Annotated in this window: 15 protein-coding genes; 9 read left to right on the top strand and 6 right to left on the bottom strand. The window is 55.9% G+C overall.

Annotated features, from left to right (window positions below):
- Positions 1-379 precede the first annotated feature (379 nt).
- From xoxF5 to pqqE, 9 genes are all read left to right on the top strand, one after another.
- Positions 380-2,185 carry a lanthanide-dependent methanol dehydrogenase XoxF5 gene (gene xoxF5, locus AC1Q5O_RS22720; protein ID WP_464664020.1) on the top strand — a complete coding sequence of 602 codons (1,806 nt, stop codon included), beginning with the start codon at positions 380-382 and terminating at the stop codon, positions 2,183-2,185.
- Positions 2,186-2,331: 146 nt separating this feature from the next.
- Positions 2,332-2,856 carry a c-type cytochrome, methanol metabolism-related gene (locus tag AC1Q5O_RS22715; protein WP_464663717.1) on the top strand — a complete coding sequence of 175 codons (525 nt, stop codon included), beginning with the start codon at positions 2,332-2,334 and terminating at the stop codon, positions 2,854-2,856.
- Between the two features lies 1 nt (position 2,857).
- Positions 2,858-3,718 (top strand): substrate-binding domain-containing protein, encoded by an 861-nt coding sequence (locus AC1Q5O_RS22710; RefSeq protein ID WP_492566124.1) that lies wholly within the window; start codon positions 2,858-2,860, stop codon positions 3,716-3,718.
- A gap of 4 nt (positions 3,719-3,722) precedes the next feature.
- Positions 3,723-4,277 carry a PQQ-dependent catabolism-associated CXXCW motif protein gene (locus tag AC1Q5O_RS22705; RefSeq protein ID WP_492566122.1) on the top strand — a complete coding sequence of 185 codons (555 nt, stop codon included), beginning with the start codon at positions 3,723-3,725 and terminating at the stop codon, positions 4,275-4,277.
- A gap of 79 nt (positions 4,278-4,356) precedes the next feature.
- Positions 4,357-4,452 (top strand): pyrroloquinoline quinone precursor peptide PqqA, encoded by a 96-nt coding sequence (locus AC1Q5O_RS22700; protein ID WP_223614361.1) that lies wholly within the window; start codon positions 4,357-4,359, stop codon positions 4,450-4,452.
- A 69-nt stretch (positions 4,453-4,521) separates the two neighbouring features.
- Positions 4,522-5,460 (top strand): pyrroloquinoline quinone biosynthesis protein PqqB, encoded by a 939-nt coding sequence (gene pqqB / locus AC1Q5O_RS22695; protein WP_492566120.1) that lies wholly within the window; start codon positions 4,522-4,524, stop codon positions 5,458-5,460.
- Entirely contained in the window at positions 5,457-6,212 is a 756-nt protein-coding gene (gene pqqC, locus AC1Q5O_RS22690; protein WP_492566118.1) for a pyrroloquinoline-quinone synthase PqqC, read from the top strand. The genes pqqB and pqqC overlap by 4 nt, the downstream gene beginning before the upstream one ends.
- A complete protein-coding gene (gene pqqD, locus AC1Q5O_RS22685) occupies positions 6,209-6,508 on the top strand; it encodes a pyrroloquinoline quinone biosynthesis peptide chaperone PqqD (RefSeq protein WP_464663722.1) in 300 nt (99 codons plus the stop codon). Before pqqC ends, pqqD begins: the two co-directional genes overlap by 4 nt.
- Positions 6,505-7,629: a pyrroloquinoline quinone biosynthesis protein PqqE gene (pqqE, locus tag AC1Q5O_RS22680; protein WP_464663724.1), complete on the top strand. Its 1,125-nt coding sequence runs from the start codon at positions 6,505-6,507 to the stop codon at positions 7,627-7,629. Before pqqD ends, pqqE begins: the two co-directional genes overlap by 4 nt.
- Before the next feature lie 3 nt (positions 7,630-7,632).
- On the opposite strand, the gene AC1Q5O_RS22675 is transcribed toward pqqE, so the two are convergent.
- The 6 genes from AC1Q5O_RS22675 to AC1Q5O_RS22650 are packed head-to-tail and all read right to left on the bottom strand — an operon-like array spanning position 7,633 to position 12,734.
- The gene (locus AC1Q5O_RS22675; RefSeq protein ID WP_492566115.1) at positions 7,633-8,259 is read right to left on the bottom strand and encodes a hypothetical protein; all 627 of its coding nucleotides are present in this window, start codon (positions 8,257-8,259) and stop codon (positions 7,633-7,635) included.
- Positions 8,256-9,059: an ABC transporter permease gene (locus AC1Q5O_RS22670; protein ID WP_223614585.1), complete on the bottom strand. Its 804-nt coding sequence runs from the start codon at positions 9,057-9,059 to the stop codon at positions 8,256-8,258. The genes AC1Q5O_RS22675 and AC1Q5O_RS22670 overlap by 4 nt, the downstream gene beginning before the upstream one ends.
- Positions 9,060-9,115: 56 nt before the next feature.
- On the bottom strand, positions 9,116-9,922 hold the full coding sequence (locus AC1Q5O_RS22665; RefSeq protein ID WP_492566113.1) for an ATP-binding cassette domain-containing protein: 807 nt from the start codon (positions 9,920-9,922) through the stop codon (positions 9,116-9,118).
- A 55-nt stretch (positions 9,923-9,977) separates the two neighbouring features.
- Complete coding sequence (locus AC1Q5O_RS22660; RefSeq protein ID WP_492566111.1) at positions 9,978-10,472, bottom strand: cupredoxin domain-containing protein; 495 nt, start codon at positions 10,470-10,472, stop codon at positions 9,978-9,980.
- 30 nt (positions 10,473-10,502) lie between these two features.
- Positions 10,503-11,465, bottom strand: coding sequence for a YVTN family beta-propeller repeat protein (locus AC1Q5O_RS22655; protein WP_464663730.1), 963 nt, complete (start codon positions 11,463-11,465; stop codon positions 10,503-10,505).
- Positions 11,466-11,501: 36 nt separating this feature from the next.
- Positions 11,502-12,734 (bottom strand): ABC transporter substrate-binding protein, encoded by a 1,233-nt coding sequence (locus AC1Q5O_RS22650; RefSeq protein ID WP_492566108.1) that lies wholly within the window; start codon positions 12,732-12,734, stop codon positions 11,502-11,504.
- Positions 12,735-12,851 lie beyond the last annotated feature (117 nt).

Raw genomic sequence — 12,851 nt, 5'->3', positions numbered from 1 at the left:
TCAAATCGTGATGATCCTATATATCGTAGAATAAAATAGGAAAACGCGATATATGCTGCGGTGCAAGATATATATATTGCAGCGCAGAAAATATAAATTGATAAACATGCTTGCCTAATGCAAATCTTTCTCCTATCGTCACCTTGTTTCCGGCTTCAAGGACGTTACCGTCAAGGGAGTGGTGACAGTCTTCGTAGGCCAAGCGGGGTGGGCAGTAACGGTGCCCTCTGCGCGCCTGGCTTAGGTCGTGACACGCTGCCGGAAATACTTCCCCATTTGCGTGAGCTAATGGAGCGGACCGCTGTGATAAACGGCTCCGCCCGATGGTTCATAAATGTGAACTTAGGGAGGACTCATAATGCGTGTACACAAGAATTTAATGCGAGCGTTGGCCACCTTTAGTCTGTCGTTTTCATTGGCGGGAGGAGCTTTAGCCAATGACGATCTGCAAGCCTTGATTTCCAATTCGAAGGACTGGGCGATCCAGACCGGCGATTATGCCAACACCCGATATTCAAAACTCAATAAGATCAACAAGGACAACGTCAAGAACCTTCAGGTCGCCTGGACGTTTTCGACAGGCGTGCTGCGCGGTCACGAAGGTGGCCCGCTCATCATAGGGGATGTCATGTATGTCCATGCGCCCTATCCGAATACAGTCTATGCGCTTGACCTGAACAATGACGGCAAGATCCTGTGGAAATATGAACCCAAACAGGACCCCAATGTTATTCCAATCATGTGCTGCGATACCGTTAATCGCGGCGTAGCTTATGGCGATGGCAAGATTTTCCTGTACCAGGCCGATACAACCCTCGTGGCTCTCGATGCAAAAACCGGCAAGCCCGAATGGTCTGTGAAGAATGGTGAAGCTGCTGATGGCAGTAAAGGCGAATCCGGTACATCTGCTCCGATGGTCGTCAAGGACAAAGTCATCGTCGGTATTTCCGGTGGTGAGTTCGGCGTTCGCGGTGCTTTGACTGCCTATAATATCAAAGATGGCAAGCAGGCGTGGCGGGCATGGTCAATTGGTCCAGACAAGGACACATTGATCGATCCGGAAAAGACGACCCAACTCGGTAAGCCGGTTGGCGCAGATTCCAGCACGAAGACGTGGGAAGGCGATCAGTGGAAGATCGGTGGTGGAACAACGTGGGGTTGGTATTCTTATGATCCCAAATTGAACCTTATCTATTATGGCACGGGTAACCCATCCACATGGAATCCCAGCCAGCGTCCCGGCGACAACAAGTGGTCCATGACAATCATGGCCCGCGATGCCGACACAGGTATGGCGAAATGGCTGTACCAGATGACCCCGCATGACGAGTGGGATTATGACGGCGTCAACGAGATGATCCTTGCGGATGATATCAAAATAGACGGCAAGGATCGCAATGTGCTGGTGCATTTTGATCGCAACGGCTTTGCCTACACTCTGGACCGTGCAACCGGCGAACTTCTGGTAGCCAAGAAATACGATCCGGCTGTGAACTGGGCAACAGAAGTCGTGATGGACAAGAACAGCAAGGACTATGGGCGTCCTGTCGTCGTCGACAAATATTCGACGGCAAAACAGGGGGAAGACGTCAACACGACGGGTATTTGCCCTGCTGCACTTGGTACCAAGGATCAGCAGCCCGCCAGCTATTCACCGAAGACGAAACTCTTCTATGTCCCGACAAACCATGTCTGCATGGATTACGAGCCCTACAAGGTCAGCTATACCGCCGGTCAACCTTACATCGGCGCAACGCTTTCCATGTATCCCGCTCCGAACAGCCATGGCGGCATGGGCAACTTCATTGCCTGGGATGCGGCAAAGGGTGAAATCGTCTGGTCCAAACCCGAGCAGTTCTCGGTCTGGTCCGGTGCGCTGGCAACCGATGGCGACGTGGTGTTCTACGGTACGCTTGAAGGTTATCTGAAGGCAGTCGATAAGAACGGCAAGGAACTGTACAAGTTCAAGACTCCTTCCGGCATTATCGGCAACGTCACCACCTACGAACACAAGGGCAAACAATATGTTGCCGTTCTGTCCGGTGTTGGTGGCTGGGCAGGCATTGGTCTTGCTGCCGGTCTGACAAAAGGTACGGATGGTCTGGGCGCGGTCGGCGGTTATGCCGGTCTCTCCGACTATACGGCTTTGGGCGGTCAGCTGACCGTTTTCGCCGTCCCCGAATAAACCGGGGCGAGCAGACACTTGAACAGGGCGCCCGGTTTCAATCAGGCCGGGCCCCTCGTGTCACCTGACCGATACCTGATGATCAATCATAACCGTTGAGCTGGCGCCAACAGGTGTTGCCCGACGCGCGAATGCGAGGTTACCGAATGCCGATTCGAACAATCCTTCTGGCCGTCACTGCCACTCTTGCTCTCCTGATAGGGCAAGGCAGCAGCCGTGCCGATGACAAGGCCGCAGCTGCGGTTGTTTCCGACGACAATGGCAAATACGCCGACAAGGACGGAAATCCGACATTCAAGATACAACCGGATGGAACTGTTGATTGGCATACCTATAGTGGTTACCGGCGGTTCAATTCGGAATGCAATGTCTGTCATGGAGCAGACGGTGCGGGGTCGTCCTTTGCGCCGGTTCTCGCCGATTCGCTCAAGACAATGTCCTACGCCGATTTCCTGTCGACAGTGGCGGGAGGCCGTAAGAATCTGTCGAACGGCAACGACAAGGTGATGCCGGCCTTCGGCGACAACAAGAATGTTTATTGCTACATGGACGATCTCTACGTCTATCTGCGCGCCCGTGCTGTCGGGGACCTTCCGCGAGGGCGTCCTGCAAAGCATGAAGACAAGTCGGCAGCCGCCAAACAGGCGGAAGATTCATGCATGGGTGGATGAGATGATGCAGCGCGCGAAATCCCGCCAATACCGAATCGCAGCCTTGATTGCAGCGATACTCGCTGTGCCGTCGGCTGCCTTGGCGCAGAGCGCCGGCCTGGGAGCTGCCGGTGAGCTTGTCGATCCGGATATACTGCGTGTGTGCGCAGACCCGTCAAATATGCCGTTTTCGGACCAAAGCGGCAAAGGATTTGAAAACAAGCTGGCGGAACTGGTCGCGGCCAAAACCGGACGAAAATCGGTGGCCTACACCTGGTATCCCATGGCGACCGGCTTCGTTCGCAATACACTGCGGTCCAACCATTGCGATATCATCATGGGATATGCCCAAGGCGATGATCTCGTACAGAATACCAACGCCTATTATCGCTCTACCTATGTCATGGTCTACAGAAAGGGAGCCGGTCTCGACGATGTGGTGTCGATCGAGGACAAGACGCTGGAAGGCAAGAAGATCGGTGTTGTCGCGGGAACACCGCCGGCTGCCAATCTTGCCAAGGCCGGTTACATGCGCAGCGTTGTTCCCTATCCCTTGATGGTGGACACGCGCCTTGCGCCGTCCATGGCTGACGTGATGATCAAGGACCTTATGAAGGGCACCATAGATGTGGCAGTCCTTTGGGGCCCAATGGCGGGCTATTATGCGCATGAGATCAATCCGGATCTGGCGGTTGTCTCGCTGGCAAAGGAAAAGTCCGGACATATGGCTTACCGGATCACCATGGGTGTGCGTCCGTCCGATCAGGAATGGAAGCGGACATTGAACAAGGTCATCAAGGAGAACCAGCCTGAGATCAATCGGATTCTGGGCGAATACCATGTGCCGCTGATAGACGAAAATGACAAGCCGATCACGCAATAGTCTGTTGGGCGACGCGGCGCCGATCTGCTTTGTCGCTACCGTCCTTTTGATGAATACGGGTGTCAATCTGGCCGATGCGGAAGGAAATGCGCCTGAACCGAAGGGATACCGGACAGAGATGTACCGGGCTCCCGTTCCTGCGACGCTCAAGGGAGCGAAAGCGGTAACGACGGATGAGGCCATCGCTTTGTGGAAAGACAAGGAAACCGTTTTCATTGATGTGCTGCCGCACGATTCTAAACCGGCAAACCTTCCGGCGGGAACCATATGGCGAGACAAGGTGCGGGAGGATATTCCCGGGAGCATCTGGCTTGCAAACACAGGCTACGGAATTTTGAACAAGGAGACGGAAGCCTATTTCCGCAAGGGACTGGAATCGCGGCTCGGGCATGAGAAGAATCGAAGGGTGTTGTTCTATTGTATGGAGAATTGCTGGATGTCGTGGAATGCCGCCAAAAGAGCGGTCGAATGGGGATATCGTTCCGTCTTCTGGTACCCGCTCGGCACGGACGGCTGGATCGCGGCAGGGCAAGCCACACAAAAAAATGAACCCTATTAATTTAGATCCTGCGCCATGATGGCGTATGGTGGCGGAGAAAGATCACTGCGGTGATCTTTGGATAGAAGGAGGCTCTAGCATGAAGAAAATTTGGACAAAGCCGACCATGTGTCAGGTTGCTGCTGGTATGGAACTGACGCGTTACATGCCTGCTGAATTGAAGACGAAGAAGTAATCTCCAGTCTTCGCCCTGCGTGAGCCAATCACGCGGGGCGGATTCCGGCCTGTTGGGGTATTGCGCGCAATGCGATTGAAAATAATCGGCTCGGCGGCTGGCGGCGGGTTTCCCCAATGGAATTGCAATTATCAATTGAGCCGCCGCGCATGGAACGGCGATGAAAGCGTGCGGTCCCGCACGCAATCCAGTCTTGCCGTCAGCTCGAATGGAACGGACTGGGTTCTCTTCAACGCGTCGCCTGATATTCGCCAGCAGATCGCGGCAACACCGGAACTTCAGCCACAGGAGAACGGGCGCTTGCGCTCGACGCCGATACGCGCGGTGGTCCTGACCAATGCCGATGTCGATCACATTGCCGGACTGCTCAGCTTGCGCGAGCGCGAGCCATTCGTGATTTATGCGACGCGCCGTGTGCTCGATGTGCTCGAGGCCAATTCCATCTTCAATGTGCTTGATCGGGCGCTTGTTGACCGGCGTGAGCTAAAGATCGGCGGAAAAATCGATATTCTTGATGTCGCGAAAACTCCGACGGGAATTACTGTTGAAGCTTTTCCCGTCCCCGGCAAGGTGGCGCTGTTTCTTGAGGATCACAGCAAGGCAGGTGAAGGTTTCGGTACGCAGGAGGGCGATACGATCGGCCTTCGCATTTCCTCGACCGATGGCGAACAGGCAGCATTCTATGTCCCGGGTTGTGCCCGCATCGATGCGGCACTCAAGTCGAGATTACACCGGGCCGATTGCCTGCTCTTTGATGGCACTCTGTACACCGACGACGAAATGGTTGCCGCGGGCGTCGGTTCAAAGACCGGCGCACGGATGGGGCATGTCGCCATTTCGGGCGAAAACGGGTCATTGGCTGCGCTGGCAGAACTTGGCATCAGCAACAGGATTTACGTTCACATCAACAACACCAATCCCGTCCTTGACACCGCATCGGCCGCGCACGCCGCGGCTGTCGATGCAGGCTGGAAAATAGCATTCGATGGCATGGAGGTCAGACTTTGAGCGAATTTGGCGATGCGGCACGTGGTGGATTATCTCCGGCCCAGCTTGAAAACGTTCTGCGTGACGTGGGTGCTGCGCGCTACCACAACCGGCATCCGTTCCATCATCAGATGACCAGCGGTGCTCTGAACAAGGGGCAGATGCAGGCCTGGGCTCTCAACCGCTATTCCTACCAATCGGTCATTCCGCGCAAAGATGCCGCCATCATCATGCGGTCGGACGATCCCGCGTTCCGCGCCGAATGGCGCAAACGGATTGAAGACCATGATGGCGGTGACGGCTGGAGCGGCGGTATTGCCCGCTGGTTGAAGCTCGCAACGGGTCTCGGACTTGATGCCGATATGGTCAAAAGCGAGAAATTCGTATTGCCGGGCACACGCTTTGCCGTCGGTGCCTATCTGTCCTACTGCACGAACCGGACCATGCTAGAAGCCGTCGCGTCGTCGCTGACGGAACTGTTCTCGCCGATCATCATCGGCGAGCGCGTTCCAGCGATGCTGGCGAAATATGACTATATCACCGCGGACATTCTCGCCTATTTCGACAAGCGTCCGGCGCTTGCCTCGCGCGATTCCGATTTTGCACTCGCCTATGTAATGAAACATGCCGACAATGCCGAGAAGCAGCAGTCGGTGATCAATGCGCTTGTCTTCAAATGTGATGTCCTCTGGGCGATGCTGGACGCGTTGGCGCATGCTTATGGCGAGAAGGGCAATATACCGCCCGGTGCCTTTGTTCCGGAGGCAGCATGAACGCGGCCGTTCGCTCCCGTGCTATCGTGTCGATGCAGTCACGGCCCGCTTTGAGGCGTCATGTGCGGCTGCAATATGATGGCGTGCGCGAAGCTTGGGCGCTACTGTCGCCGGAGAAAATATTTTGGCCGAATGAAGTCAGCCTCGACATTTTGCAGCTGTGCGATGGCCGGCACAATGTGGCACAGATGATTGCGCTTCTTGCCGATCAGTACACCGCGGAGCAGGAAGACATCGCGCCTGATATCAGCGCCTTTCTGCAGGAGTGGTCCGACAAGTTCCTGGTGTCGTTATGATGAGCCCTGTGCTGCCGCCGATTGGCATGCTGGCGGAGCTGACCCACCGCTGTCCCTTGCAATGTGCCTACTGCTCCAACCCGGTTGAACTGCTCAAAGCCAACCGCGAGATGGATACGGCCGGCTGGCTTGCCCTGTTCGAACAGGCAGCGGATCTCGGGGTTCTCCAGGTGCATCTATCCGGCGGCGAACCGACGCTGCGCACTGATCTTGCCGAACTCGTCGCCGGTCTGGCCAAACGCGGTGTTTACACCAATCTGATCACGGCCGGTGTTGGGATTGCCGAGGGGCGTATCGAGGCCCTCGCTGATGCCGGGCTCGATCATATCCAATTGAGTTTTCAGGGCGCTTTTGCTGCAACGACCGAGAAGATAGGCAACGCTCGCGGCGCGCACGAAAAGAAGCTCGAAACGGCCCGTCGCGTTCGTGCTGCCGGTCTTCCACTGACCATCAATGCCCCGATACACCGCCACAATATGGAAGAGGTGCCGGATTTCATTGATCTGGCGCTTGAGCTTGGCGCGGAGCGGCTGGAGATTGCCAATGTGCAATATGCGGGCTGGGCACTCGTCAATCGCAAGGTGCTGATGCCCGAGCGGGAAGCAGTCGAGCGGCAGGTGCAGATCGTCGAGGAAGCACAGGAACGGCTTCGCGGTATCATGACGATTGACTTCGTCACACCCGATTATTTCGCCGTTTATCCCAAGCCCTGCATGGGGGGATGGGCGCGGGATGCCTTCATGGTTGCACCGGATGGAACCGTATTGCCGTGCCACGCGGCCGCATCGATCAAATCACTGCATTTCGAACGCTTCGGCGCGTGGAGCCTCAGTCGCATCTGGCATGAATCCCCGGCGTTCAATGCGTTTCGCGGGACAGACTGGATGCGGGAGCCGTGCCGCAGCTGCGAACGGCAGGAAATAGATTGGGGCGGCTGCCGCTGTCAGGCCATGGCGATCGCGGGGGATGCCGCCGCGACTGACCCGGCCTGCATCAAATCACCATTGCACGCGCGGATGGCCGCGCTGATCGACGAGGCCGTGACAGCAAAATCCCCGGACGCGACGCCGGATGGCTTCATCTATCGCCGTATTGGCAAAACTGCCGGGCCCATTGCCTGAAGGCTATTGCCTGAGCATGGATTGGCCGATGGTCTTGGACAGGCTGTAAAGCCGCTGTTCGATGATTGTCGGCACCTCACAAACATAGGTTAAGGACTGCACGCGTTCTTGGAATATCCGTGTTTCCCAGGTCAATCGCTCATTGGCCCGGTCGAGATCATCCGGGTCCGTATCAGCTTTGCCGCGCATGGCATCGACCCTGGCCGCTTCCTTGCGCAGATCATCCGCCATTTCGCGCTGTTTGCCGGCATAGCGTGAAATGCCGGAGATGACCTGTATTCGCTCGCGGTTCAGGGTGTCGAACAGACCCTGGAACAGCAGCAACATCTTGTCATTCACCTGGTCTCTCGGCAGGCCGTTGGCAAATTCGACGATTCTGGTCCGGGCCGTATCGAGCGGATTGCGGCGCGCCGCCAAATCATCGACCAGAGCATGGATTGCGGCATCGTTGTCCCAGCCCTTCGCGGAGTCGGGAATATCCGGACCATTCCAAACCTGACCAACAGACAATTCGGGCACCTTGCGTTGCACGCAGGGCCAGGTCGGATCATTCTGCGCCGCGCCAAAAGACCCTCCGGCCGAAGCGGTGCAGATGAGAAGACTGGTTGCGATAATGCGACACTGTCTCAATTGTTTCCTCCCTCTTGTTTCTTGATGACGAGGCCCCTCGAGGGATCATAGGCGATGATGGCGCCGGCAATGAACACGAGCGTGAATCCGCAGACGACGGCAAGAGATATCCATTCGATCTTCCCATAGAAGGCGAACCGCACCAGTTCGACGGCATAGGTAAAGGGATTGAGCAGGCATATCTTGTAAAGCAGGGGGCTGGCCTCCTGCACGCGCCAGAGCGGATAGAGCGCGGAGGAGGCGAAATACATCGGAAAGATCACGAAGTTCATGATCCCCGCAAAGTTTTCCAACTGTTTGATCATGGATGAGAGCAGCATGCCGAGCGCACCCAGCATCATACCTGCGATGAAGAGTGCCGGCAGCGTCAGGATGTAGCCGGACGCCGGCGCCTTGACGCCCCAGAACCAGGCAATGAACAGGAACGCATAGACTTGCACAATCGAGACGGCGACACCGGCGAGCAGCTTGGACATGAGCAGGAACCAGCGGGGAAACGGGCTGACCAGCAGGGTGCGCATATTGCCCATCTCCCTGTCATAGACCATGGACAGCGAGGACTGCATCCCGCTGAACAGCAGGATCATCCCGCATAAGCCCGGCGTGATATAGACCTCATAAAGTACGTAGGTTTGATAAGGCGGGATGATTGAGACGCCGAGAACCTGGCGGAAGCCCGCTGCAAAAATGAACAGCCAGAGCAGAGGCCGGACAAGCGATGAAATGAAGCGCTCGCGCTGATGCAGATAGCGAAGTCCTTCCCGCACGAGAATACCTTTGAGGCACACCAGATATTGCATGGGGCCAAAGCGGTTGTGTCCAATGCTCCTGATGGAAACGTTGCCGGGGATATCGGTCATAGACGACCTCCGGCGTTCAAAGAGATGATACCGGTAAGGCGTGAGAACGCCTCGTTCATGGTGTCCGCGCCCGTATCCTTGATGACATCGTGCGTCGTGCCATTGGCGACCAGCTTACCCTGATTGAGAACAATGATCTGATCGGCGTGACTGACCTCGTCGATCAGATGGGTTGCCCACAAGACGCTGATACCCTTTTCCGCTACCAGCCTGCGAATATCGGCAAGGATCGTCGCCCGCGATTTGATATCAAGTCCGACGGTTGCCTCATCGAGCAGCAACAGGGACGGCTGATGCAACAAGGCGCGAATGATTTCGACACGTCTGATCTGGCCGCCGGAAAGACTGCGGGCTTTTTCATGCAACCGTTCGCTCATGTCGATTGATTGCATCAGCTCATGAATACGCCGATCGGTTTCGCGTGACCCGATCCCGTGCAGAGAAGCGTGATAGGCCAGATTCTGGTGGATCGTCAGGTCGAGATCGAGTGTGCGGGCCTGAAAGACGATTCCAAGACGCCGCAATGCTTCGCCGGATCTGCGATCGATGTCGTTGCCGAAGACGCGGATGCGGCCATTGCGGGTGGCAAACAGATGGCTGATCAGGGAAAACAACGTTGTCTTGCCTGCGCCGTTCAAACCCAGGAGCACGGCAAAACGACCGGGTGCAATTGAGAATGAGATATTGTCCAGCGCCTGTCGCCTGCCATAGGAATAACTTACCGAGGCAAGTTCCAGCGCCGGTACACTCGTATCCGTAGCCGGCTTGTCATGAATAGTCTTCAACTCAACATCCGGACTCATCAAGCTCCACCCCTTGGTTACCCACTGCAGTTGCCGCGCTTGCCGATGTTAGCGCTTATTTGATGGTAATTGTCCCCTTCATTCCCTTCTCAGCAAGATCAGGCACCGACCAGGTGTATTTGCCTGGACGCACTGTCGTGAATTGAACACTCATTGTACCGGGGGAGTCGAATTCAAGCCAGGCGGGAGCGCCGTTCATATGCACTTCGAGGTTATTGATGACGATTTGATTCATCCAGACATTGCGAAAGAGGTCGGTGACGAATTTGTACTCGAGGCCTGCGGCCGACGTAATCTTCCAGCGATAGCCCTGTCCGGCCACCAGCTCAAAATCCTTTTGGTTGACCGTGAATTCACTGTCTTTGGAGCCAAGGATGAGTTCCGGCAGGTTCTTGCTGGAGCGGGTGACCGCAGGTGTCTTGGCTTCGGTTGCTGCCTTTGGCTCAGGTGCTGTTTTGTCGTCGTCGTCATCTGCCTGAGCCAAGGCAAAGGACGGGGCAAGCACTATCCCAAGAAATCCGGCCAGTGCAAATCGTCTGAAAGTCGACATATGGTTCCTCCCTTTGGTCGATGATTTTGTCTAGTTCGGCGCAACCGCAACACCCCACGGCAATTGGCCTACGGTGACCGATTTGATCGGCTCATCCGTCGCGGTGTCGATGAATGTGATATCGTTGGACAGGCCGTTGGTGCTTATGATGGTTTTGCCGTCCGGCATGAAAGCAAGCTGCCAGACCCGCTGCCCCACCAGGACATATTTTTCCACCTCGTAAGTCTCGGCGTTGATGACGGCAACCCGGTTGGCGGGGCCAAGCGCCACGTAGGCTTTCTTGCCGTCCGCGCTGATACGTATACCGACCGGCTGGATTTGTTCTGAGCGCAATCCCTGAATGTCGAAGGTAATCTTGTGCTTTACCGCGCGTGTCTTGTTGTCAATGACAGATACGGTGCCGCCAATCTCTGCCGATACCCACACTTCCGAACCGTCTGGCTTGAATTGCGCGTAACGCGGGCGTGAATCGACAAGCACGTTATCGGTGATCTCGTGCGTGGAAGTATCGATGAAATGCGCCATGTTGGTCGTTTCCGACGTATTGACGATGGTCTTGCCGTCGGGACTCACGCCCATGCCTTCCGGTTCCACCCCAACGGGAATTTCCGCAACAACCGCCCGTGTTTCCACATTGATGACGGTGACGAGATTATCGTTCTCATTGGCCACATAGAGCGTCTTGCCATCCGGGGACAGGATAAAGAGTTCGGGATCCGGACCGGAAGGCAAAGTGCCTACAATCTTGCCTGTGCTCGTATCAATCATTTGCACGGTGTCGTCGTCACTGGCACAGACATAGACTATTTTCCCGTCCGGCGAGATCGTGATGCCGCGCGGGCGTTGCCCGACGTCGATGGTCTTCACCACTTCCATTGATGTGGAATCGACGACGGTAATCGAATTGCCCTTCTCGTTGGAAACATAAACCATATTCGCCCAGCCGGGTTGCGCAAGAAACGGCAGCGCTGCTGCCGCAGCAAGTAGGCACATGTGATGTCGCATCCAGTCCTCCCATAGGTTTGTCGTTTATTTGAGCCTGCACTTGGTTTCCGGCCTGTCGACACCCAGCGTATCCAGCTCCGAGAACTGGTGCAGGAAGCCCGCTTGCGGTGACGTCGAAACGACGCCGTGTCCATCGCCGATCAGGATCGGCTGCCGCAATTGCCAGTTCCAATTGCGGAATGTGAGCTTCTGGCCTTTGAAAGCCGCGATGGAGAATTCATCGGATTTGATGTAGTCCTCGACCTGTTTGGTCCCGGCGCTTTTCGTGCGTGTTATTGCTTCCCCCAGAATGCGCGCAGCCGTCCATGCCTGCATGTCTTTCGACAACATGCGCCGTCCGGTCATCTTGGCGAAACGGCTCTGGATCTGAACGCCGCCCCATTGTTCGCTTGCCGGATGCCAGCTTGAGGCCACGAGGCCAGCGGTTCCCGCCACCGGCCGCGGCGTCCATGTCCTGTAAGGAACGTAGCTGCCGAAGACTTCGCTTTCATCGGCAACGATGACGACGTCATGCTCGGGCAGGTTTTGTGTGAAAACCGGCATCTGTTGCTGCACAAGGACGACGCCACTGTCAGTTCTTCGTGCCGTACCCCGGTCTTCGTACAGGCGTTCCTCAACGATTGTTGCACCGAAGCGGCTCGCGGCACGCCGGATGGCGTCAGCATAGAGCTTGTCATTCTCGTGCGAGCCATAAAGCAGCACCCATTTGCGCCATTGCTTCCAGACAAGATATTGCGCCAGCCCGTCTGCAAGCATGCTGCGTGTCGGTGCAGTGTGGAAGACATTTGGCCGGCACTCCTCCTCGCGCAAAATGTCATCGGTCGCGCCGATGTTGAAAAGCAGTACGCCGGCATCCTTTGCGATATCCGCTATGGACAACAATTGCTTGGCGGAAACATCCGCAAGGACGAAGCGATCGCCGCGCGCAACCATTTCCTTGAAAGCCGGAATCACATCGGCGTTGAATTTTGTTTCCGTGACATCGAGCGTGAATTGTTGGCCGAGAAATTTGCCTGTCGTGTTGTTGTCGCTAATCGCGACATTCGCACCGGCAACACCTTCGTCGCGCGGCGGTATATCCAGAACCGAGAGGGCCAATTGCGGTTCGTAGGCGCGAAGATAGCCAATGCGTGCGTCCACACCCGGCTTTGCTGACTGATTTGCTGCCGGCTGCTGCGCCGATAACTCAGACACGTTGACGAACAGCAAAAAAAAGCCGAATAAAAACGTGAGAGTAATTGGCACCGTACTCTTCATGACCAAACCATTCATACTGCCGCCATTCAAGTAATGGCGGTGGGTTAAGAACAGAGGTGCCCATAGTGTTTTTAAACAACCCCACCACAATCTCAACCCTTCGAGTCAGCTTTTCTT

It is taken from the genome of Phyllobacterium sp. MT110, from assembly GCF_058792715.1.
This window is presented reverse-complemented; position numbering and strand designations above follow the sequence as displayed.

Excerpts from the sequence above, each read along its gene's own strand:
- pqqD (WP_464663722.1), top strand. The coding sequence starts at position 6,209 with ATGAACGCGGCCGTTCGCTCCCGTGCTATCGTGTCGATGCAGTCACGG.
- AC1Q5O_RS22670 (WP_223614585.1), bottom strand. The coding sequence starts at position 9,059 with ATGCAATATCTGGTGTGCCTCAAAGGTATTCTCGTGCGGGAAGGACTT.
- AC1Q5O_RS22655 (WP_464663730.1), bottom strand. The coding sequence starts at position 11,465 with ATGTGCCTACTTGCTGCGGCAGCAGCGCTGCCGTTTCTTGCGCAACCC.
- AC1Q5O_RS22700 (WP_223614361.1), top strand. The coding sequence starts at position 4,357 with ATGAAGAAAATTTGGACAAAGCCGACCATGTGTCAGGTTGCTGCTGGT.
- AC1Q5O_RS22660 (WP_492566111.1), bottom strand. The coding sequence starts at position 10,472 with ATGTCGACTTTCAGACGATTTGCACTGGCCGGATTTCTTGGGATAGTG.
- AC1Q5O_RS22710 (WP_492566124.1), top strand. The coding sequence starts at position 2,858 with ATGATGCAGCGCGCGAAATCCCGCCAATACCGAATCGCAGCCTTGATT.
- AC1Q5O_RS22665 (WP_492566113.1), bottom strand. The coding sequence starts at position 9,922 with ATGAGTCCGGATGTTGAGTTGAAGACTATTCATGACAAGCCGGCTACG.
- xoxF5 (WP_464664020.1), top strand. The coding sequence starts at position 380 with ATGCGAGCGTTGGCCACCTTTAGTCTGTCGTTTTCATTGGCGGGAGGA.
- AC1Q5O_RS22715 (WP_464663717.1), top strand. The coding sequence starts at position 2,332 with ATGCCGATTCGAACAATCCTTCTGGCCGTCACTGCCACTCTTGCTCTC.
- AC1Q5O_RS22650 (WP_492566108.1), bottom strand. The coding sequence starts at position 12,734 with ATGAAGAGTACGGTGCCAATTACTCTCACGTTTTTATTCGGCTTTTTT.
- pqqE (WP_464663724.1), top strand. The coding sequence starts at position 6,505 with ATGATGAGCCCTGTGCTGCCGCCGATTGGCATGCTGGCGGAGCTGACC.
- pqqB (WP_492566120.1), top strand. The coding sequence starts at position 4,522 with ATGCGATTGAAAATAATCGGCTCGGCGGCTGGCGGCGGGTTTCCCCAA.